At 68.4% G+C, this 21,487-nt stretch carries 17 protein-coding genes; 1 reads left to right on the forward strand and 16 read right to left on the reverse strand.

Annotation, left to right across the window (positions count from 1 at the left end):
- The 9 genes from rpsC to AB0F62_RS20560 form a co-directional block, all read right to left on the reverse strand.
- Entirely contained in the window at positions 1–825 is an 825-nt protein-coding gene (gene rpsC / locus AB0F62_RS20520; protein WP_361800646.1) for a 30S ribosomal protein S3, read from the reverse strand.
- Positions 825–1,172, reverse strand: coding sequence for a 50S ribosomal protein L22 (gene rplV, locus AB0F62_RS20525; RefSeq protein ID WP_361800744.1), 348 nt, complete (start codon positions 1,170–1,172; stop codon positions 825–827). The genes rpsC and rplV overlap by 1 nt, the downstream gene beginning before the upstream one ends.
- 43 nt (positions 1,173–1,215) lie before the next feature.
- Entirely contained in the window at positions 1,216–1,497 is a 282-nt protein-coding gene (gene rpsS / locus AB0F62_RS20530; protein WP_018558873.1) for a 30S ribosomal protein S19, read from the reverse strand.
- 12 nt (positions 1,498–1,509) lie between these two features.
- Positions 1,510–2,346: a 50S ribosomal protein L2 gene (gene rplB / locus AB0F62_RS20535; RefSeq protein WP_361800650.1), complete on the reverse strand. Its 837-nt coding sequence runs from the start codon at positions 2,344–2,346 to the stop codon at positions 1,510–1,512.
- A 47-nt stretch (positions 2,347–2,393) separates the two neighbouring features.
- On the reverse strand, positions 2,394–2,720 hold the full coding sequence (rplW, locus tag AB0F62_RS20540; protein WP_018558871.1) for a 50S ribosomal protein L23: 327 nt from the start codon (positions 2,718–2,720) through the stop codon (positions 2,394–2,396).
- Positions 2,720–3,370: a 50S ribosomal protein L4 gene (gene rplD / locus AB0F62_RS20545; protein WP_326572869.1), complete on the reverse strand. Its 651-nt coding sequence runs from the start codon at positions 3,368–3,370 to the stop codon at positions 2,720–2,722. Before rplD ends, rplW begins: the two co-directional genes overlap by 1 nt.
- Positions 3,371–3,374: 4 nt before the next feature.
- Positions 3,375–4,019, reverse strand: a complete 645-nt coding sequence (rplC, locus tag AB0F62_RS20550; protein WP_018558869.1) for a 50S ribosomal protein L3 — start codon at positions 4,017–4,019, stop codon at positions 3,375–3,377.
- Between the two features lie 14 nt (positions 4,020–4,033).
- The gene (gene rpsJ / locus AB0F62_RS20555; RefSeq protein WP_014144312.1) at positions 4,034–4,342 is read right to left on the reverse strand and encodes a 30S ribosomal protein S10; all 309 of its coding nucleotides are present in this window, start codon (positions 4,340–4,342) and stop codon (positions 4,034–4,036) included.
- 391 nt (positions 4,343–4,733) lie between these two features.
- Positions 4,734–5,915, reverse strand: a complete 1,182-nt coding sequence (locus AB0F62_RS20560) for a S8 family peptidase (RefSeq protein ID WP_361800656.1) — start codon at positions 5,913–5,915, stop codon at positions 4,734–4,736.
- Positions 5,916–6,143: 228 nt separating this feature from the next.
- Here AB0F62_RS20560 and AB0F62_RS20565 point away from each other — a divergent pair, with 228 nt between their 5' ends.
- Positions 6,144–8,183 (forward strand): PIG-L family deacetylase, encoded by a 2,040-nt coding sequence (locus AB0F62_RS20565; RefSeq protein WP_361800659.1) that lies wholly within the window; start codon positions 6,144–6,146, stop codon positions 8,181–8,183.
- Between the two features lie 118 nt (positions 8,184–8,301).
- On the opposite strand, the gene tuf is transcribed toward AB0F62_RS20565, so the two are convergent.
- The 7 genes from tuf to rpoB form a co-directional block, all read right to left on the reverse strand.
- Entirely contained in the window at positions 8,302–9,495 is a 1,194-nt protein-coding gene (tuf, locus tag AB0F62_RS20570) for an elongation factor Tu (RefSeq protein ID WP_361800662.1), read from the reverse strand.
- Positions 9,496–9,655: 160 nt separating this feature from the next.
- Complete coding sequence (gene fusA / locus AB0F62_RS20575) at positions 9,656–11,785, reverse strand: elongation factor G (protein WP_361800665.1); 2,130 nt, start codon at positions 11,783–11,785, stop codon at positions 9,656–9,658.
- 39 nt (positions 11,786–11,824) lie between these two features.
- On the reverse strand, positions 11,825–12,295 hold the full coding sequence (gene rpsG, locus AB0F62_RS20580) for a 30S ribosomal protein S7 (RefSeq protein WP_018558864.1): 471 nt from the start codon (positions 12,293–12,295) through the stop codon (positions 11,825–11,827).
- Positions 12,296–12,297: 2 nt separating this feature from the next.
- On the reverse strand, positions 12,298–12,669 hold the full coding sequence (gene rpsL, locus AB0F62_RS20585; RefSeq protein WP_014144289.1) for a 30S ribosomal protein S12: 372 nt from the start codon (positions 12,667–12,669) through the stop codon (positions 12,298–12,300).
- Positions 12,670–12,969: 300 nt separating this feature from the next.
- Positions 12,970–13,401: a DUF1707 and DUF4190 domain-containing protein gene (locus tag AB0F62_RS20590; RefSeq protein WP_361800669.1), complete on the reverse strand. Its 432-nt coding sequence runs from the start codon at positions 13,399–13,401 to the stop codon at positions 12,970–12,972.
- 215 nt (positions 13,402–13,616) lie between these two features.
- A complete protein-coding gene (locus AB0F62_RS20595) occupies positions 13,617–17,516 on the reverse strand; it encodes a DNA-directed RNA polymerase subunit beta' (RefSeq protein WP_361800672.1) in 3,900 nt (1,299 codons plus the stop codon).
- 98 nt (positions 17,517–17,614) lie between these two features.
- Positions 17,615–21,103: a DNA-directed RNA polymerase subunit beta gene (rpoB, locus tag AB0F62_RS20600; protein ID WP_361800675.1), complete on the reverse strand. Its 3,489-nt coding sequence runs from the start codon at positions 21,101–21,103 to the stop codon at positions 17,615–17,617.
- Positions 21,104–21,487: the final 384 nt, after the last annotated feature.

Here is a 21,487-nt window from a genome sequence, read left to right on the forward strand (position 1 = left end):
TCAGGCCTCCGTTCCGGTGGTCTCCGCGGCCGGAGCCTCAGCGGTGGTCGCCTCGGCCTTGGGGGCCTGGGCGTCACCCTGGGGACGACGGCCACGGCCGCCGCGCTCGCCACCGCGGCGCTGCGGACGGTCGTTGCCACCACCACGGGCCGGGCGGTTGCCGGCGCGGGCGGCGGCGTTCTCGGCGCGGACCTCGGCGATGTTCTTGACGTCGCCCTTGTAGATCCACACCTTCACGCCGATGCGGCCGAAGGTCGTACGGGCCTCGAAGAAGCCGTAGTCGACGTTGGCGCGCAGCGTGTGCAGCGGAACGCGACCCTCGCGGTAGAACTCCGAGCGGGACATCTCGGCGCCGCCGAGACGGCCACCACACTGGATCTTGATGCCCTTGGCGCCGGCCTTCATCGTGCTCTGCATCGACTTGCGCATGGCACGACGGAAGGAGACGCGGGAGGACAGCTGCTCGGCGACGGCCTGGGCCACCAGCTGAGCGTCCGTCTCCGGGTTCTTGACCTCGAGAATGTTCAGCTGGACCTGCTTGCCGGTCAGCTTCTCCAGGTCACCGCGGATGCGGTCGGCCTCCGCGCCGCGACGGCCGATGACGATGCCCGGCCGGGCGGTGTGGATGTCGACGCGGACGCGGTCGCGGGTGCGCTCGATCTCCACCTTGGAGATGCCGGCCCGCTCCATGCCCTGCGTCATCATCCGGCGGATGGCGACGTCTTCCTTGACGTAGTCCTTGTACAGCTTGTCGGCGTACCACCGGGACTTGAAGTCCGTGGTGATGCCGAGCCGGAACCCGTGCGGGTTAACCTTCTGGCCCATTACCGGGTTCCTTCCTTGCTGCTGACGACCACGGTGATGTGGCTGGTCCGCTTGCGGATCCGGTAGGCACGGCCCTGGGCACGCGGACGGAACCGCTTCAGGGTCGGGCCCTCGTCGACGTACGCCTCGCTGATGTACAGCGACTCGGCGTCGGTGTGGTCGTAGTTGTGCGCGGCGTTGGCAATGGCGCTGTCGAGCACCTTGCCCACCGGCACGCTCGCGGCCTGCGGGGCGAAACGCAGGACCGCCTGAGCCTCCGTGGCGCTCATGCCACGGATGAGGTCCACCACGCGGCGGGCCTTCATGGGCGTGACGCGGATGTACCGCGCCTGGGCCCTGGCTTCCATGGTTGTCCCTTCGGTGTCTGTCATGGTCTTCGCTCTCCGCAGATCAGCGACGACGCGACTTGCGGTCGTCCTTCTCATGGCCGCGGAAGGTGCGGGTCGGCGCGAACTCGCCGAGCTTGTGGCCGACCATCGACTCGGTGACAAACACCGGGACGTGCTTACGGCCGTCGTGCACCGCGATCGTGTGGCCCAGCATCGCCGGGATGATCATCGAGCGGCGGGACCAGGTCTTGATGACGTTGTGGGTACCGGCCTCGTTCTGAACGTCCACCTTCTTGATCAGGTGGTCGTCGACGAAGGGCCCCTTCTTGAGACTGCGCGGCATCTAAACCCGCTCCTAGCGCTTCTTGTTCGTCTTGCGGCGGCGGACGATGTACTTGCTGCTGGCCTTCTTCGGCGAGCGAGTACGACCCTCCTTCTGACCCCACGGGCTGACCGGGTGGCGACCACCGGAGGTCTTGCCCTCACCACCACCGTGCGGGTGGTCGACGGGGTTCATGGCCACACCGCGGACGGTCGGGCGGACGCCCTTCCAGCGCATACGGCCGGCCTTGCCCCAGTTGATGTTCGACTGCTCGGCGTTGCCGACCTCGCCGATGGTGGCGCGGCAGCGGACGTCGACCATCCGGACTTCACCGGACGGCATGCGAAGGGTGGCCATGGAGCCCTCCTTCGCCAGCAGCTGGACGGAAGAGCCCGCGGAGCGGGAGATCTTCGCGCCGCCGCCGGGACGCAGCTCGATGGCGTGGACGGTGGTACCGACGGGGATGTAGCGCAGCGGCAGGTTGTTGCCGGGCTTGATGTCCGCGCCGGGGCCGTTCTCGATCCGGTCACCCTGGTTCAGCTTGGCCGGGGCCAGGATGTAGCGCTTCTCGCCGTCCGCGTAGTGGAGCAGCGCGATGCGCGCGGTGCGGTTGGGGTCGTACTCGATGTGCGCGACCTTGGCCGGCACGCCGTCCTTGTCGTGACGACGGAAGTCGATCACGCGGTAGGCGCGCTTGTGGCCACCACCCTGGTGGCGAACGGTCACACGACCGGTGTTGTTACGGCCGCCCTTGCTGTGCAGGGGGCGGACCAGCGACTTCTCCGGCGTGGACCGCGTGATCTCGACGAAGTCGGCGACGCTGGAGCCACGACGGCCCGGGGTCGTCGGCTTGTACTTGCGGATACCCATTTCTCAGTCCTCGGAAGATTCCGGACTTCTGAACGTTCCGGCCTCCGTTAGGAGACCGGGCCGCCGAAGATGTCGATGCGGTCGCCCTCAGCGAGGGTCACGATGGCGCGCTTGGTGTCCTTGCGCTTGCCGAAACCGGTCTTGGTGCGCTTGCGCTTACCCTGACGGTTGATCGTGTTGACCCCGGTGACCTTGACCGAGAAGACCGCCTCGACGGCCTGCTTGATCTGGGTCTTGTTGGCACGCGGGTCGACGACGAACGTGTACTTGTTCTCGTCCAGCAGCGCGTAGCTCTTCTCGGAGACCACCGGCTTGACCAGGATGTCACGGTGGTCCGTGAAGGTCTTGCTGGTGATCGCGGTCTGCTCGGCCATCAGGCGTCGCTCCCTTCGGTCTCGGCGGCGCCGTTACCGGTGAAGCGGTCGAAGGCGGCCTTGGTGAAGACCACGTCGTCGGAGACGAGCACGTCGTACGTGTTCAGCTGGCCGGCCTCCAGGATGTGGACCTGGGGCAGGTTGCGGGCGGAGAGCCACGCGACCTCTTCGGCGCGGTCGGCGACGAGCAGCACGTTCTTGCGGTCGCTGATCTTGCCCAGCAGCGTCTTCGCGGCCTTCGTCGACGGGGCCTCGCCCTCGACGACGCCGGTCACGACGTGGATGCGGTTGTGACGCGCCCGATCGGTGAGGGCACCGCGCAGGGCGGCGGCCTTCATCTTCTTCGGGGTCCGCTGCGAGTAGTCACGCGGCACGGGACCGTGCACGACGCCACCACCGGCGAACTGCGGGGCGCGGGTCGAACCCTGACGGGCGCGGCCGGTGCCCTTCTGGCGGTACGGCTTCTTGCCACCACCGCGGACCTCGCCACGCGTCTTGACCTTGTGCGTGCCCTGACGGGCGGCGGCCAGCTGCGCCACGACGACCTGGTGGATCAGCGGGATGCTGACCTTCGCGTCGAAGATCTCGCCCGGGAGCTCAACGGTCCCGGTCTTGTCGCCGGCGGGCGACAGAATGTCAATGGTGCTCATATCCTCAGGCCCCCTTGGCCGCGGTGCGGACCAGGACGAGGCCGCCGTTCGGGCCGGGAACCGCGCCCTTGATGAGCAGCAGGCCCTTCTCCGCGTCAACAGCGTGGACGGTCAGGTTCTGGGTGGTGACCCGCTCGTTGCCCATGCGGCCCGCCATGCGCAGACCCTTGAACACACGGCCCGGGGTGGCGCAGCCACCGATGGAGCCGGGAGAGCGGTGCTTGCGCTGGGTGCCGTGACCGGCGCCGAGGCCCTTGAAGTTGTGACGCTTCATGACACCGGCGAAGCCCTTGCCCTTGCTCTTGCCGGTGACGTCCACCTTCACGCCGGCCTCGAACACCTCGGCGGTGATCTCCTGGCCGAGGGTGTACTCGGCGGCGTCCGCGGTGCGGAGCTCCACCAGGTGGCGGCGGGGGGTCACGTCGGCCTTGGCGAAGTGGCCCTTGAGGGGCTTGTTCACCTTGCGCGGGTCGATCTCGCCGAAGGCGATCTGGACCGACTCGTAACCGTCGACGTCGTTCGTACGGACCTGGGTCACGACGTTCGGACCGGCCTTGACCACGGTCACCGGGACGACACGGTTGTTCTCGTCCCAGACCTGGGTCATGCCGAGCTTCTCGCCCAGGATGCCCTTGATCTGCTTAGCCATCTGTTCCGCGCCTCTCAGAGCTTGATCTCGATGTCGACGCCGGCCGGAAGGTCCAGGCGCATCAACGAGTCAACGGTCTTGGGCGTCGGGTCGAGGATGTCGATCAGGCGCTTGTGCGTGCGCATCTCGAAGTGCTCGCGCGAGTCCTTGTACTTGTGCGGCGACTTGATGACGCAGTACACGTTCTTCTCAGTGGGCAGCGGCACCGGGCCCGCGACCTGCGCACCAGTACGCGTCACCGTCTCGACGATCTTCTTCGCCGAGGAGTCGATGACCTCGTGGTCGTAGGCCTTGAGCCGGATGCGGATCTTCTGTCCCGCCATGGCTACTTCGTAGTCCTGTCTGCTAGTCAACGCTCTGGAACTCGGTGGTTCGACCGTCTTCTCCGACCCACGCGGTCGGGCGTGTCGCTTCCCTTCCCTTAAATCACCGCATGGCGGAGACCCTCAGGGAGGGGATACGTGGGAGAAGACACCCACCGAGTGCCTGGCAAGCACCCCGCTGACGCTTCCCGGAAGATTCCCGTACGTCCGCCACTCCGCCTGGGGCGGAGATGACGACGAGTACTGTGGGACTCGCTTCCGGTCCTCCCGACGGGAGGCGCGCAGCATCGGCACTCGACCGAGCAACCCGGCTAGTCTGCCATACCGGACGCGCCGGACGCCAATCGGGGCGCAGTACCTTACCCCCCGCCCCCGCTCCCCCAAACCCGGGTCACAGTCCGGAGGTGTACACCAGCAGCCGCGGCGTGCCGGCCGGGGCGTCGGAGGGGACTCCGGGAGTGGCGTTGGCCGAGAGCCAGGAGGCGAGGACGGCCGTCGGGACGTCCCCGTACGTGTCCTTGTAGAGCGCGGCCACCCCCGTCACGTGGGGCGCGGCCATCGAGGTGCCGCTCATGCGGACCAGGCCGCCGCCCATGGCCGCGGAGGTGATCCCCGTGCCCGGGGCGCTGATGTCCACACAGCCGCCCCAGTTACTGAAGGACGCCTTGCGGTCGGACTCGTCGACGGCGGCGACCGTGAACGCGCCGGGTGCCCCGGCAGGGGAGACCCCGCATGCGTCCTCGTCGGAGTTGCCGGCCGCCACGGCGGGGAAGACGCCCGCGGCCGCCAGGCCCTCCACGGCGCGGTCCGCGGCCTCGCTTCGCGCGCCGCCGGTCGACAGGTTGGCGACCGCGGGCTTCACCGCGTGGGCGGCCACCCAGTTCATCCCGGCGACCACCGTGGCCACCGAGCCGCGGCCGTCGCAGCCCAGCACCCGCACCGAGACCAGCTTCGTCGCCCGGGCCACCCCGGTCGTGGCGCCGCCCACCGTCCCGGCGACATGCGTCCCGTGGCCGTTGCAGTCGGCACCGCCCCGGCCGTCGCCCACCGCGTCGAAGCCCGGCACCGCGCGACCGCCGAACTCCGCGTGCCCGAACTCGATGCCGGTGTCGATGACGTACGAGGTGACCTTGGCGCCCGTCGCCCGCACCGCGAAGGCGCCGCTGCCCCGGGCGCGGTTCCCGATCCGGGTCAGCCCCCACGACACCTCCGGGACGGCCGCGGCGACCTGCGTCGCGGGCTTCGGCGCCGCCACGACCGCGTCCTGCTCCACGGCCTCCACCCCCGGCTCCGCGCGCAGCCGGGAGACCTGCCCGTCGGTCAGCCGCGCGGCGAAGCCGACCAGGGCGCTGGTGTACGTGAACATCGGCTGCGCCGCCACGGTGCGCAGCACCGAGCCCGGATCCGTCCCCTGGCGCAGCATCACCACGTACTGCCCCGTGATGCCGCCCTGAGCCGCCATCCGCAGCGGCGCCCCGGGCGGTTCCGGCGCCGCCGCGGCCCCGCCGAGGGCGGGCAGGACGGCCGTCAGGACGGCGGCTACGACCACTGCCCGGCGCTGGGACAGGCGCATGGCGGGCTCCTCGGGGGGACTCGTACGGGTGTGCACCGAACGTGACAAGTCGTAACACCCGGTTGCCGGGCCCTGCTCGCGCAGTGCGCCAATCGGGCGAGCGCGCGTGCGCCCCCGAATGGCCTGGGAACGGAGGCGTGAGCCCGGCGGCGGCCGCGCGTCGCCCGGGTGGCGCACGGCGCACCGCGGCATGGCAACCTCCCGGGCGCGACGGCCCTCTAGCGTGACGTGAAGATCGCTGCCACGCGCCGGAGCCTCCTCGCCGCGCTCGCCGCCACCGCCGGGGCCGTCGCCGTGGGCGGCTGCTCCCGGCACCCGGGTACCGCCGCCGGCACCGTCCCCGCTCCCCTGGCGTTCCGCGCGACCGCGGGCGGGGCGCGGCTGCTGCAGGTGCTGGCGCACCCCGACGACGAGCTGTACTTCATGAACCCGGACACCGTGCAGGCCGTCGAGGCCGGCGTGCCCGTCGTGTCGGTATACGTCACCGCGGGCGAGGCGCACGGCGTCAACCGCCCCCCGGGGCGGCCGCGTCCGGCCCCGGACAAGGCGGCCTACTCCGCCGCCCGCCACCAGGGACTGCGCCAGGCGTACGCGGCGATGCTGGGCACCGACATCTTCACCCCGTGGCGGCGCGGCACCACGCGGCTGGCCCACGGCATGACCGCCGAGGTCGACACCCTGCGCGTGCACGGACGCGAGGCGGTGCTGGTCTTCCTCAACCTGTCCATGCACGGCTCCACCAACACCGTCGGCCTGCCGCAGCTGTGGCAACTGCCCGGGATGACGCTGCGGACCTTCACCTCCGCCGGCTCACCCGACGGCACCACGGAGACGTACACCCGCGAAGTCCTGGTCGACGTACTGGCGGGCCTGCTGGAACGCTATCGGCCGACCATCGTCCACACCCTCGACCCCGACCCCGACATGGAGGCCAACCAGGCCACTTGGCGACGGGACACCGAGCAGCTCGGCTACAGCGACCACTGGGACCACACCGCGACCGCGCTCTTCACCTGGAGGGCGATCACCCGCTACGCGGACACCGCGGCACGCCGCGAGGGGCGCGCGCCCGCCTTCCTGGCGACGGCCTACCGCGGCTACTACAACCACCACTGGCCGTACAACCTGCCGCCCGCCCTGCTGCGGCGGAAGGCCGGATACCTCGCCCCGTACGGCGGCGCCCCCGACTGGCCGTGCGGCAACCCCGCCGGATGCGGCGACTACTCGGTCGGCATGGGCAGGCCCCTGACCAACCGCAAGGGCTGGGTGCGGAGCACCCACTACCGCTACCCCGGGGCCCGGCCCGTGCCGGGCACCGACGCCGGGGGGCGGCTGGTCGCCCACGGCGTCCTCGGCACGCGCGCGGTGCGCTGGCGGGAGACCGCACCCGGCAGCGGGCGCTGGAGCGCACCGCAGGACCTGGGCGGCGGCCCGCTGGCCCCCGCGCTGAGCGCCGTCACCGACCCGGCCGGCGGCGGGCCGCTGCTGTTCGCCCTGCGGTTCGCCTCCCTGGAGGGCGACCGTGCGGCGAACACCCGGGAGATCGTCATGCTGGAGGACGGCCGCCCCTGGACCGGGCTGGGCTCCCCCGAGGACGACCCGGACCGGGGCCGCAGGATCGGCGTCCCGGTCGCGGTGACCGCCCACGACGGGCGGGTCCATCTGTTCGTGCGCAACGCCGCCAAGGGCCTCAGCGGCCGCGTGAGGGAGCCGGACGGCCGCTGGATCGGCTGGCAGGACCTGGGCGGCGGCGAGGTGCAGGACGGGCTCAGCGCGGTCGTGGACCGCGAGGGACGGGTGCATGTGTTCGCCGCCGGGCGGACGGCCGTACACCACTGGTCGCAGGACGCGCCGGGCCTGCCGTTCGGCTGCCGCGCGCTGACCGGGCTGCCGGTGCCCGCCGACCCCCCGGTCGCCACCGCCGAGGCCGACGGTTCGCTGTCGCTGGTCTACCGGCTCCCGGCGAGCGACGAACTCCTCGTCCACCGGCTCGGCGTCGTCCGGGCCGCGCTGGGCCCGTCCCGGCCGCGGCTCTTCGCCGGTTACGGCCCTCTCGCGCAGTCCCGGGGACTGCTCGCCGGCCGGACGGCCGACGGCACCGTCCGTCTCGCCGGCCTCGCGCACCCGGCGGGGGTGCTGCGCCCGGGCCCGCCCGGATACGGCTTCCCGGCCCTGCACACCCGTCCCGGGGCGCGGCCCGCCGTCGTGGGGTACGGGACCGACGCCGCGCCCTGGATCTGGCGTCCCGAGCTGCGCACGCCGGTCTAGAGCACCCCGCCCCCCGCCCCGCCCCGGAAACACGAAGAGGGCCCCGGCCCACCGCGTGAACGGTGGCCCGGGGCCCTCCTGCAGCTCGCCTACGGCAAGCGGCTGATCGCCGGGATCCTTACTTCAGGATCTTGGTGACCTGGCCGGCGCCGACGGTCCGGCCACCCTCGCGGATGGCGAACTTCAGGCCCTCCTCCATGGCGATCGGCTGGATCAGCGCGACCGTCATGGCGGTGTTGTCGCCCGGCATGACCATCTCGGTGCCCTCGGGGAGGGTCACGACGCCGGTCACGTCCGTGGTACGGAAGTAGAGCTGCGGGCGGTAGTTGTTGAAGAACGGGGTGTGACGACCACCCTCGTCCTTCGACAGGATGTAGGCCTGGGCCTCGAAGTCGGTGTGCGGCGTGACCGTACCCGGCTTGATGATGACCTGGCCGCGCTCGACGTCCTCGCGCTTGATGCCGCGGAGCAGCAGACCGACGTTCTCACCGGCCTGGCCCTCGTCGAGCAGCTTGCGGAACATCTCGATACCGGTGACCGTGGTGGTGGTCTTCTCGGTCTTGATGCCGATGATGTCGACGGTCTCGTTGACCTTGAGGATGCCGCGCTCGATACGACCGGTGACGACGGTGCCACGACCGGTGATCGTGAAGACGTCCTCGATCGGCATCAGGAACGGCTTGTCGACGTCGCGCTCGGGGGTGGGGACGGCCTCGTCCACGGCCTTCATCAGACCGAGGAGCTTCTCGCCCCACTCCTTGTCGCCCTCCAGCGCCTTCAGCGCGGAGACGCGGACGACCGGCAGGTCGTCGCCCGGGAACTCGTACTCGGAGAGCAGCTCACGGACCTCGAGCTCGACGAGCTCCAGGATCTCCTCGTCGTCCACCATGTCGGCCTTGTTCAGCGCGACGACGATGTAGGGAACGCCGACCTGGCGGGCCAGGAGCACGTGCTCCTTGGTCTGCGGCATCGGACCGTCGGTGGCGGCGACCACGAGGATGGCGCCGTCCATCTGCGCGGCACCGGTGATCATGTTCTTGATGTAGTCCGCGTGACCGGGGCAGTCGACGTGCGCGTAGTGACGCGCGTCCGTCTGGTACTCGACGTGCGCGATGGAGATGGTGATACCGCGCTGCCGCTCCTCCGGCGCCTTGTCGATCTGGTCGAACGGCGTGAAGGGGTTCAGGTCCGGGTACGCGTCGTGCAGCACCTTGGTGATCGCAGCGGTAAGAGTGGTCTTACCGTGGTCGATGTGACCGATGGTGCCGATGTTGACGTGCGGCTTAGTCCGCTCGAACTTCGCCTTCGCCACTGGGGTCCTCCTGTGGAGTTGCTGTACGCCTTACTTCATCGGCGCCAGGGTGATCTTTGCTGGGTTACGGGCGGCCGGGGCACCCGACGCTCCCCTTGCGGTTCGCGGCGGAATGCCCCCAAGCCTCCCGGTCAAGCCTAGTGCGGGAACAACTGCTGGGTTACTCGCCCTTGGCCTTCGCGATGATCTCCTCGGCGACGTTCTTGGGAACCTCGGCGTAGGAGTCGAACTGCATCGAGTAGCTCGCGCGACCCGACGTCTTGCTGCGGAGGTCGCCGACGTAGCCGAACATCTCCGACAGCGGTACCAGGCCCTTGACGACCCGAGCACCACTGCGCTCCTCCATGGCCTGGATCTGGCCACGGCGGGAGTTGAGGTCGCCGATGACGTCGCCCATGGACTCCTCGGGCGTGGTGACCTCGACGGCCATCATCGGCTCGAGGAGGACGGGGCTCGCCTTGCGGGCGCCCTCCTTGAAGGCCTGCGAACCGGCGATCTTGAACGCCAGCTCGGAGGAGTCGACCTCGTGGTAGCCACCGTCGAGAAGGGTGACGCGAACGCCGACCATCTCGTAGCCGGCCAGGATGCCGAACTTCATGGCCTCCTGGGCACCGGCGTCCACCGACGGGATGTACTCGCGGGGGATGCGGCCACCGGTGACCTTGTTGACGAACTCGTAGGAGGCGTCTCCGCCCTCCAGCGGCTCCAGCGCGATCTGCACCTTCGCGAACTGGCCGGTACCGCCGGTCTGCTTCTTGTGCGTGTAGTCGATCCGCTCGACCGCCTTGCGGATGGTCTCGCGGTAGGCGACCTGGGGCTTGCCCACGTTCGCCTCGACCTTGAACTCGCGCTTCATGCGGTCGACCAGCACCTCGAGGTGCAGTTCGCCCATGCCGCCGATGATCGTCTGACCGGTCTCCTCGTCCGAGTGGACCTGGAAGGAGGGGTCCTCCTCCGAGAGACGCTGGATGGCGACACCCAGCTTCTCCTGGTCGCCCTTGGACTTGGGCTCGATCGCGACCTGGATGACCGGAGCCGGGAAGTCCATGGACTCCAGGATCACCGGGTTCTTGTCGTCGGACAGCGTCTCACCGGTGGTGGTCTGCTTCAGGCCCATGACGGCGACGATGTCGCCGGCGCCCACCGAGTCGATCTCCTCACGCTTGTTCGCGTGCATGCGGTAGATCTTGCCGATGCGCTCCTTCTTGCCCTTGACGGAGTTCAGCACGGAACTGCCGGACTCCAGGCGGCCCGAGTACACCCGGACGAAGGTGAGCTTGCCGAGGTGCGGGTCGCTCATGATCTTGAACGCGAGACCGGAGAAAGGCTCGTCGTCCGAGGGCTTGCGCTTGATGATCTGCTCGGCGTCGCCGACGGCGTGGCCCTCGATGGCCTCGACGTCCAGCGGCGACGGCAGGTAGCGCACGACCGCGTCGAGCAGGGGCTGGACGCCCTTGTTCTTGAACGCGGTGCCACAGAACACCGGGGTGACGGTGACGGAGCCCGCGCCGCCCTTGGAGGCGAGGGTGATGCGGCGGATGGCCGCCATCAGCTGCTCCTGGCTGGGCTCGGTGCCCTCCAGGTACAGCTCCATCATCTCTTCGTCGTTCTCGGCGACGGCCTCGAGCAGCTTGCCGCGCCACTCGTCGGCGGCCTCGGTGTGGGTGTCCGGGATGTCGACGACGTCGTACATCTCGCCCTTGGTGGCCTCGGCGGACCACACGAGGGCCTTCATCTGGACGAGGTCGACCACGCCCTTGAAGTCGGCCTCGGCACCGATCGGCAGCTGCATGACCAGCGGAACCGCACCCAGGCGGTCCACGATCATGTCGACGCAGCGGTGGAACTCGGCGCCGGTGCGGTCGAGCTTGTTGACGAAGCAGATACGCGGCACGCCGTACCGGTCCGCCTGACGCCAGACGGTCTCGGACTGCGGCTCGACACCGGCGACACCGTCGAACACCGTCACGGCACCGTCGAGCACGCGCAGCGAACGCTCCACCTCGACGGTGAAGTCGACGTGGCCCGGGGTGTCGATGATGTTGATGGTGTGGTCGACGTTCTCCAGCGGCCAGTGACAGGTGGTCGCGGCGGACGTGATCGTGATGCCGCGCTCCTGCTCCTGCTCCATCCAGTCCATCGTGGCAGCGCCGTCGTGGACCTCACCGATCTTGTACGAGACACCGGTGTAGAACAGGATCCGCTCGGTGGTCGTCGTCTTGCCCGCGTCGATGTGGGCCATGATCCCGATGTTGCGGACCCTGGCCAGGTCAAGTGAAGTGGTAGCCATAAGGCTTCAGTCTTCTCTCGGTTCTCGATGGGGTAGCGACTACCAGCGGTAGTGCGCGAAGGCCTTGTTGGACTCGGCCATCTTGTGGGTGTCCTCGCGGCGCTTGACCGCGGCGCCCAGACCGTTGCTGGCGTCCATCAGCTCGTTCATCAGACGCTCGGTCATGGTCTTCTCGCGGCGGGCGCGGGAGTAGCCCACGAGCCAGCGCAGCGCCAGGGTGTTGGCGCGGCCGGGGCGGACCTCGATCGGCACCTGGTAGGTCGCACCACCGACACGGCGGGACTTGACCTCGAGGGAGGGCTTGACGTTCTCCAGGGCGCGCTTGAGCGTGATGACCGGGTCCTGCCCGGTCTTCTCGCGCAGGCCCTCGAGGGCGCCGTACACGATGCGCTCGGCGGTGGAGCGCTTGCCGTGCAGCAGGATCTTGTTGACGAGCGACGTCACCAGAGGAGAACCGTAGACCGGGTCGATGATGACCGGGCGCTTCGGGGCGGGGCCCTTACGAGGCATTCTTACTTCTCCTTCTTGGCGCCGTAGCGGCTGCGGGCCTGCTTGCGGTTCTTGACACCCTGGGTGTCGAGCGAGCCGCGGATGATCTTGTAGCGAACACCCGGCAGGTCCTTCACACGGCCACCACGCACGAGCACGATCGAGTGCTCCTGCAGGTTGTGGCCCTCACCCGGGATGTAAGCGGTGACCTCGATGCCGCTGGTCAGACGCACACGCGCGACCTTACGCAGGGCAGAGTTCGGCTTCTTCGGGGTGGTCGTGTAGACGCGCGTGCAGACGCCGCGGCGCTGAGGGGAACCCTTCAGTGCGGGCGTCTTGTTCTTCTCGACCTTGTCCTGCCGGCCCTTTCGGACCAGCTGCTGGATCGTAGGCACCGTTTCTCCGGTTTCTGTGTGCCGACTCGATACTTCTAACCTGGGGTTTCAGCGGCTCACGCCGACCCACGCGGTCGGGTGTGTCGCGCACCTCATACGATTTCCGTCGAGCGAAAACTGCGTATTTGTCGGTGTCTCGGCCTCGTGTTCCGCGCGGACAAGTGCACGCACGAGAACCCGGGCACACCCCAGGCACAAGGTCAGAGCGTACCCAGCGCTCAGCCTTCGGTCAAAACATATGGTCTCGGCCGATGCCGCACCCTCCCGCCGGACCCCCGCGAGGGGTTCGCGCCGGCGCCCTCAGCCGCGACTGACCGCCACTACCACCATAACGACGATCGCCGTCAACGCGACCGTGAACGCTGTCAGAAGGTAGCCCATCACCAGACCGCACACGGCGAGCGCGTCGCCCCGTTCACCGGTGCGCCGGATCTCCCGGCGGGCCATGTGCCCCAGCACGACGGCCGGTATGCCGGTGATCAGCAGTCCGAACATGCCCACCGAGCCGCAGACGAGCGAGGCGACCGCCTTGGCGTTGACCGCCGGCGGCGGCGTGGGCAGCCGGCGGGGGCGCGGAATGTCCGCGGTGAGGCCGTACAGCTCCTGGTACGTCACCGCCTGGTAGGCCAGCCCCACCCGATCCTCGAATTCCGGCTGGTTCAACCGGCCCTCGGCGAACGCCGCCTTGAGCACGTCCACCGTACGCTCGCGATCATCGTTCGCAGCCCGCATCGCTCCATTATGCCCGGAAAACCACGTTCCGCGGGCGCCCTGTCACCCGCCCCGCCGCCGGGGCCGTCCTCACGCCGGCCCGGGCACCGGTCTCGCCCCCGCACCGGTGGGCCCCCGCATGCCCGAGAAGGCCCTGGAAGCCGTCCAGGACAGCGGAAAGCCGCTGGGCGGCCACCCCGGAAGGGATGGCCGCCCAGCGGCTTCAAGCGGACGACTCAGCCGTTGTACGGGCCGTAGTCGTAGTCCTCCAGCGGGACGGCCTGGCCGGAGCCGGTGCCGAACGGGCTGTAGTCGATGTCGTCGTAGCCGACGGCCGAGTACATCGCGGCCTTGGCCTCCTCGGTCGGCTCGACCCGGATGTTGCGGTAGCGGGACAGACCCGTACCGGCCGGGATGAGCTTGCCGATGATGACGTTCTCCTTGAGGCCCAGCAGCGAGTCGGACTTGGCGTGGATCGCCGCGTCGGTGAGGACTCGGGTCGTCTCCTGGAAGGAGGCGGCCGACAGCCAGGACTCGGTGGCCAGCGAGGCCTTGGTGATACCCATCAGCTGCGGACGGCCGGAGGCCGGGTGGCCACCCTCCGCCACGACCCGACGGTTCTCGGTCTCGAAGCGGCCGCGCTCGACCAGCTCGCCCGGCAGCAGCTCCGCGTCGCCGGACTCGATGATCGTCACCCGGCGGAGCATCTGCCGGATGATGATCTCGATGTGCTTGTCGTGGATCGACACACCCTGCGAGTTGTAGACCTTCTGGACTTCCCCGACCAGGTGGACCTGGACGGCCCGCTGACCCAGGATGCGCAGCACGTCGTGCGGGTTGGTGGCACCCACGGTCAGCTTCTCGCCGACCTCGACGTGGTCGCCCTCGCCCACCAGCAGGCGGGCACGCTTGGAGATCGGGTAGGCGATCTCCTCGGCACCGTCGTCCGGGGTGATGACGATCTTCTTGGTCTTCTCGGTCTCCTCGATCCGGATGCGGCCGGCCGCCTCCGAGATCGGGGCGACACCCTTGGGGGTACGCGCCTCGAAGAGCTCGACGACACGCGGCAGACCCTGGGTGATGTCGTCACCGGCCACACCACCGGTGTGGAAGGTACGCATCGTCAGCTGGGTGCCGGGCTCACCGATGGACTGGGCGGCGATGATGCCGACCGCCTCACCGATGTCCACCAGCTTGCCGGTCGCGAGCGAACGGCCGTAGCACATCGCGCAGGTGCCCACCGCGGACTCGCAGGTCAGGACCGAGCGGGTCTTGACCTCCTCGACGCCGTTGTGGATGAGCTGCTCGATCAGCACGTCGCCCAGGTCGGTGCCGGCGGTGGCCAGCACCTTGCCGTCCACCACGACGTCCTCCGCGAGGCAGCGCGCGTACACGCTGGTCTCGACGTCGTCCGTCTTGCGCAGCGAACCGTCCTCGGAACGCTCGGCGATCGCCAGCTTGAGACCGCGCTCGGTGCCGCAGTCCTCCTCGCGGATGATGACGTCCTGGGAGACGTCGACCAGACGACGCGTCAGGTAACCGGAGTCGGCGGTACGCAGAGCGGTGTCCGCGAGACCCTTACGGGCACCGTGGGTGGAGATGAAGTACTCCAGCACGGTGAGACCCTCGCGGAACGACGCCTTGATCGGCCGCGGGATGGTCTCGTTCTTCGCGTTGGACACCAGGCCACGCATACCCGCGATCTGACGCATCTGCATCATGTTTCCGCGGGCACCCGAGTCGACCATCATGAAGATCGGGTTGGTCTTCGGGAAGTTCGCGTTCATCGCCTCGGCGACCTCGTTGGTCGCCTTGGTCCAGATCGCGATGAGCTCCTGCGTGCGCTCGTCCTTGGTGATCAGACCGCGCTCGTACTGCTTCTGGACCTTCTCGTCCTGTGCCTCGTAGCCCGCGATGATGGCCTTCTTGGCCTCGGGCACGACGACGTCGGAGATGGCCACGGTGACACCGGAACGCGTCGCCCAGTGGAAACCGGACGCCTTCAGGTTGTCGAGCGTCGCCGCCACGATGACCTTCGGGTAGCGCTCGGCGAGGTCGTTGACGATCTCGGAGAGCTGCTTCTTGCCCACCGGGTAGTCCACGAACGGGTAGTCCTCGGGCAGCAGCTCGTTGAAGAGCGCACGGCCCAGGGTCGTGTTCAGCCGGAAGGTGTCGCCGAGCTGCCAGGGCTCCTCGCCCTCCACGTCCGCCGGCGGGGTCCAGCCACGCGGCGGGACGGTGCCGATCGGGAAGCGGATGTCGATCCTGGACTGCAGCGACAGCTCACGCGCGTCGAAGGCCATGATCGCCTCGGCGACGGAGCCGAACGAGCGGCCCTCACCCTTGATCTCGCGCTCCTCCGCGTCCGTGGTGAGGAAGAACAGACCCAGGACCATGTCCTGCGTCGGCATCGTCACCGGACGGCCGTCGGCGGGCTTGAGGATGTTGTTCGAGGACAGCATCAGGATGCGGGCCTCGGCCTGCGCCTCCGCGGACAGCGGCAGGTGCACGGCCATCTGGTCGCCGTCGAAGTCCGCGTTGAACGCGGTGCAGACGAGCGGGTGGATCTGGATGGCCTTGCCCTCGACCAGCTGCGGCTCGAAGGCCTGGATGCCGAGGCGGTGCAGGGTCGGCGCACGGTTCAGCAGCACCGGGTGCTCGGCGATGACCTCTTCCAGCACGTCGTACACGACCGTGCGGCCGCGCTCGACCATGCGCTTCGCCGACTTGATGTTCTGCGCGTGGTTCAGGTCGACCAGGCGCTTCATCACGAACGGCTTGAAGAGCTCCAGCGCCATGGCCTTGGGGAGACCGCACTGGTGCAGCTTGAGCTGCGGGCCGACGACGATGACCGAACGGGCCGAGTAGTCGACGCGCTTGCCGAGCAGGTTCTGACGGAACCGGCCCTGCTTGCCCTTGAGCATGTCGGACAGCGACTTCAGCGGACGGTTGCCGGGACCCGTGACCGGGCGGCCGCGGCGGCCGTTGTCGAAGAGCGCGTCGACGGCCTCCTGAAGCATGCGCTTCTCGTTGTTCACGATGATCTCGGGGGCACCGAGGTCGAGGAGGCGCTTGAGGCGGTTGTTGCGGTTGATGACGCGGCGGTACAGGTCGTTCAGGTCGGAGGTCGCGAAGCGGCCACCGTCCAGCTGCACCATCGGACGCAGGTCCGGCGGGATCACCGGGACGCAGTCCAGCACCATGCCCTGCGGCTTGTTGGTGGTCTGCAGGAAGGCGGAGACGACCTTGAGGCGCTTGAGCGCACGGGTCTTCTTCTGGCCCTTGCCGGTACGGATGATCTCGCGGAGCTTGGCGGCCTCCTCGTCCAGGTCGAAGGACTCCAGGCGCTTCTGCAGCGCCGCGGCACCCATCGAACCCTGGAAGTAGGTGCCGAAGCGCTCCCGCAGCTCGCGGTAGAGCAGCTCGTCACCCTCCAGGTCCTGGACCTTGAGGTTCTTGAAGCGGGACCACACCTCGTCGAGCCGGTCCAGCTCGCGCTGGGCGCGGTCGCGCAGCTGCTTCATCTCACGCTCGGCGCCCTCGCGCACCTTGCGGCGCACGTCAGACTTGGCGCCCTCGGCCTCCAGCTCGCCGAGGTCGGCCTCGAGCTTCTTCTGCCGGGACTCGATGTCGGAGTCGCGGCGCTGCTCGATCTGCTGGCGCTCGACGGAGACCTGGGCCTCCAGCGAGGGCAGGTCGCGCGTGCGGCGCTCGTCGTCCACCCACGTGATCATGTAGGCGGCGAAGTAGATGACCTTCTCCAGGTCCTTCGGGGCGAGGTCGAGCAGGTAGCCCAGCCGCGACGGAACGCCCTTGAAGTACCAGATGTGGGTCACGGGAGCGGCCAGCTCGATGTGGCCCATCCGCTCACGACGCACCTTGGCGCGAGTGACCTCGACGCCGCAGCGCTCGCAGATGATGCCCTTGAAGCGGACACGCTTGTACTTGCCGCAGTAGCACTCCCAGTCCCGGGTGGGGCCGAAGATCTTCTCGCAGAAGAGTCCGTCCTTCTCGGGCTTCAGGGTGCGGTAGTTGATGGTCTCAGGCTTCTTGACCTCGCCGTGGGACCACTGCCGGATGTCGTCCGCGGTCGCAAGGCCGATCCGCAGCTCGTCGAAGAAGTTGACGTCGAGCACTTTGTCGTCAATCCCTCTTTCGGGGTCGAAAGTCAAACATGTCTGAACGGTCCGGGGGAGGTGGGGAGCCGCCGGGAGGCGGCTCCCCTACCGGCCCGTCAGACCTCTTCGACGCTGCTCGGCTCGCGCCGGGACAGGTCGATACCGAGCTCCTCCGCGGCGCGGAAGACGTCCTCGTCCGTGTCGCGCATCTCGATGGACATGCCGTCCGAGGACAGCACCTCCACGTTGAGGCAGAGCGACTGCATTTCCTTGATGAGCACCTTGAAGGACTCGGGAATGCCGGGCTCGGGGATGTTCTCGCCCTTGACGATGGCCTCGTAGACCTTCACGCGGCCGAGGACGTCGTCGGACTTGATGGTGAGGAGCTCCTGCAGCGCGTAGGCCGCGCCGTAGGCCTCAAGGGCCCACACCTCCATCTCACCGAAGCGCTGACCACCGAACTGCGCCTTACCACCCAGCGGCTGCTGGGTGATCATCGAGTACGGACCGGTGGAGCGGGCGTGCAGCTTGTCGTCCACCAGGTGGTGCAGCTTGAGGATGTACATGTAGCCGACCGAGATCGGGTCCGGGAACGGCTCGCCGGAGCGGCCGTCGAACAGCCGGGCCTTGCCGGAGGGCAGCACCATGCGCTGGCCGTCGCGGTTCGGGATCGTCGCCTCGAAGAGGCCGGCGATCTCGTCCTCGCGGGCACCGTCGAACACCGGGGTGGCGACGTTGGTGCCGGGCTCGACGCGGTCGGCGCCGATCGCCGTGAGGCGACGCGCCCACTCCTCGCCGAGGCCGGAGACGTCCCAGCCCTGGGCGGCGAGCCAGCCGAGGTGGATCTCCAGGACCTGTCCCGGGTTCATTCGGGACGGGACACCCAGCGGGTTGAGGATGATGTCGACCGGGGTGCCGTCCTCCAGGAACGGCATGTCCTCGATCGGCAGGATCTTGGAGATGACGCCCTTGTTGCCGTGGCGGCCGGCGAGCTTGTCACCGTCGGTGATCTTGCGCTTCTGCGCGACGTAGACGCGCACCAGCTGGTTCACACCGGGGGGAAGCTCGTCGCCCTCCTCGCGGTCGAAGACGCGGACGCCGATGACCTTGCCGGTCTCGCCGTGCGGCACCTTCAGCGAGGTGTCACGGACCTCACGGGCCTTCTCACCGAAGATCGCACGCAGCAGCCGCTCCTCCGGGGTCAGCTCGGTCTCGCCCTTCGGGGTGACCTTGCCGACCAGGATGTCGCCGGCGACGACCTCGGCACCGATGCGGATGATGCCGCGCTCGTCGAGGTCGGCCAGGACCTCCTCGGAGACGTTCGGGATGTCCCGGGTGATCTCCTCGGGGCCGAGCTTGGTGTCACGGGCGTCGACCTCGTGCTCCTCGATGTGGATCGAGGAGAGGACGTCGTCCTGCACGAGGCGCTGCGACAGGATGATCGCGTCCTCGTAGTTGTGACCCTCCCACGGCATGAACGCGACCAGCAGGTTCTTGCCGAGCGCCATCTCGCCGCGCTCGGTGGACGGGCCGTCGGCGAGCACCTGGCCGGCGATCACACGGGCGCCCTCGTCCACGACGACCTTCTGGTTGAAGGACGTGCCCTGGTTCGAGCGGGAGAACTTGGCGACGCGGTAGGTGTTGTACGTGCCGTCGTCGTTGGCGACGGTGACGTAGTCCGCGGAGACCTCCTGGACCACACCGTCCTTGTCGGCCTTGATGACGTCACCGGCGTCGACCGCGCAGCGGTACTCCATGCCGGTGCCGACCAGCGGGGCCTGCGCCTTGAGCAGCGGCACGGCCTGGCGCATCATGTTCGATCCCATGAGCGCGCGGTTGGCGTCGTCGTGCTCGAGGAACGGGATCATGGCGGTCGCCACCGACACCATCTGGCGCGGCGAGACGTCCATGTAGTCCACGTCCTCGCCCGGGACGTAGTCGATCTCACCGCCGCGGCGACGCACGAGGACGCGCGACTCCGCGAAGTGGTTGTCGTCGGTCAGCGGGGCGTTCGCCTGGGCGATGACGAAGCGGTCCTCCTCGTCGGCCGTGAGGAAGTTGACCTCGTCGGTGACGACACCGTTCTCGTCGACCTTGCGGTACGGGGTCTCCACGAAGCCGAACGCGTTGACCCGGCCGTAGGAGGCCAGCGAGCCGATCAGACCGATGTTCGGGCCTTCGGGGGTCTCGATCGGGCACATGCGTCCGTAGTGGGACGGGTGCACGTCACGGACCTCGAAGCCGGCCCGCTCACGGGACAGACCACCGGGGCCCAGCGCGGACAGACGGCGCTTGTGGGTCAGGCCCGACAGCGGGTTCGTCTGGTCCATGAACTGGGACAGCTGGCTGGTGCCGAAGAACTCCTTGATGGAGGCGACGACCGGCCGGATGTTGATCAGGGTCTGCGGCGTGATCGCCTCGACGTCCTGGGTGGTCATCCGCTCGCGGACGACGCGCTCCATACGGGCCAGACCCGTGCGGACCTGGTTCTGGATGAGCTCGCCGACGTTGCGCAGACGACGGTTGCCGAAGTGGTCGATGTCGTCGACCTCGACGACCACGGAGGAACCGTTGTCGCCGGTGGTCTCGGTCTCGCCCGCGTGCAGCTTGACCAGGTACTTGATCGCCGAGATGACGTCCTCGACGGTCAGCACACCGGCGTCCAGCGGCGCGTCGGCACCCAGCTTCTTGTTGATCTTGTAGCGGCCGACCTTCGCCAGGTCGTAGCGCTTGGGGTTGAAGTAGAGGTTCTCGAGCAGCGTCTGCGCGGCCTCACGGGTCGGCGGCTCGCCCGGACGCAGCTTGCGGTAGATGTCCAGCAGCGCGTCGTCCTGGCCCTGGGTGTGGTCCTTCTCCAGGGTGGCGCGCATGGACTCGTACTCGCCGAACTCCTCGAGGATCTGCTCGGTGGTCCAGCCGAGCGCCTTCAGGAGGACGGTCACGGACTGCTTGCGCTTGCGGTCGATGCGGACACCGACCATGTCGCGCTTGTCGATCTCCATCTCCAGCCAGGCACCACGCGACGGGATGACCTTGGCGGAGTAGATGTCCTTGTCGGACGTCTTGTCGATCTGGCTGTCGAAGTAGACACCCGGCGAGCGCACCAGCTGGGACACCACGACACGCTCGGTGCCGTTGATGACGAAGGTGCCCTTGTTGGTCATGAGCGGGAAGTCGCCCATGAAGACCGTCTGCGACTTGATCTCGCCGGTCTCGTTGTTGGTGAACTCGGCCGTGACGAAGAGCGGGGCGGCGTACGTGAAGTCGCGCTCCTTGCACTCGTCGATCGAGTTCTTCGGAGGCTCGAAACGGTGATCGCGGAAGGTCAGCGACATCGACCCGGAGAAGTCCTCGATCGGGGAGATCTCCTCGAAGATCTCCTCCAGACCGGACTTGGTGGGGACGTCCTGACCACTGTCCAGGGCCGCCTCGACACGAGCCTTCCACGCGGCATTGCCGAGAAGCCAGTCAAAGCTCTCGGTCTGCAGCGCGAGGAGGTTCGGGACCTCGAGGGGCTCCTTGATCTTCGCGAAAGAGATGCGCAGCGGGGCGGTGCTTGCGCCGTTGTTCGAATTGGCAGTCGAGGCGTTGCGCGAGGCGGCCAAGAGGGGGTCCTTCCGAGGGCTCGGACTCACTACGCGCGTACCGGTTCCGCCCCCGGGCGCAGACAAGGATGTCCTGGTCAGGACGATTCCTCATGTGTGCTCAGGCTTGGGCTTGCCCCTGGTGACGGGCCAGGCGACAGCTAACAGGCAGCGCAAAGGGTCAGTGTAGCCACTTGGCACACTGATGTCCAGTGCAGAGTTTCGGAGACCGGTGCTGCACCAATCTCTTCCTCCGGAGGGGTCGGTCGGATCCCCTTGTTGTGAGCCGTCATGCCCTCTTTCACGCTTGCCACGCTAGGCATTCCCGCATCGCCTTCGATCCATGCCTCGGTCCATGGCCGATGTGACGACGCGTCCTGAGAATCGCGCGCTGCGTGCGGTTCG

It is taken from the genome of Streptomyces sp. NPDC026673, assembly GCF_040638135.1.
Lineage (GTDB): Bacteria > Actinomycetota > Actinomycetes > Streptomycetales > Streptomycetaceae > Actinacidiphila.

What these genes read in the sequence shown, in the direction of transcription:
- rpsJ (WP_014144312.1), bottom strand. Translation starts at nt 4,342, where the DNA reads ATGGCGGGACAGAAGATCCGCATCCGGCTCAAGGCCTACGACCACGAG.
- rpsS (WP_018558873.1), bottom strand. Translation starts at nt 1,497, where the DNA reads ATGCCGCGCAGTCTCAAGAAGGGGCCCTTCGTCGACGACCACCTGATC.
- AB0F62_RS20560 (WP_361800656.1), bottom strand. Translation starts at nt 5,915, where the DNA reads ATGCGCCTGTCCCAGCGCCGGGCAGTGGTCGTAGCCGCCGTCCTGACG.
- rplD (WP_326572869.1), bottom strand. Translation starts at nt 3,370, where the DNA reads ATGAGCACCATTGACATTCTGTCGCCCGCCGGCGACAAGACCGGGACC.
- rplB (WP_361800650.1), bottom strand. Translation starts at nt 2,346, where the DNA reads ATGGGTATCCGCAAGTACAAGCCGACGACCCCGGGCCGTCGTGGCTCC.
- rplW (WP_018558871.1), bottom strand. Translation starts at nt 2,720, where the DNA reads ATGGCCGAGCAGACCGCGATCACCAGCAAGACCTTCACGGACCACCGT.
- rpsC (WP_361800646.1), bottom strand. Translation starts at nt 825, where the DNA reads ATGGGCCAGAAGGTTAACCCGCACGGGTTCCGGCTCGGCATCACCACG.
- rplC (WP_018558869.1), bottom strand. Translation starts at nt 4,019, where the DNA reads ATGGCTAAGCAGATCAAGGGCATCCTGGGCGAGAAGCTCGGCATGACC.
- rplV (WP_361800744.1), bottom strand. Translation starts at nt 1,172, where the DNA reads ATGGAAGCCAGGGCCCAGGCGCGGTACATCCGCGTCACGCCCATGAAG.
- AB0F62_RS20590 (WP_361800669.1), bottom strand. Translation starts at nt 13,401, where the DNA reads ATGCGGGCTGCGAACGATGATCGCGAGCGTACGGTGGACGTGCTCAAG.
- fusA (WP_361800665.1), bottom strand. Translation starts at nt 11,785, where the DNA reads ATGGCTACCACTTCACTTGACCTGGCCAGGGTCCGCAACATCGGGATC.
- rpsG (WP_018558864.1), bottom strand. Translation starts at nt 12,295, where the DNA reads ATGCCTCGTAAGGGCCCCGCCCCGAAGCGCCCGGTCATCATCGACCCG.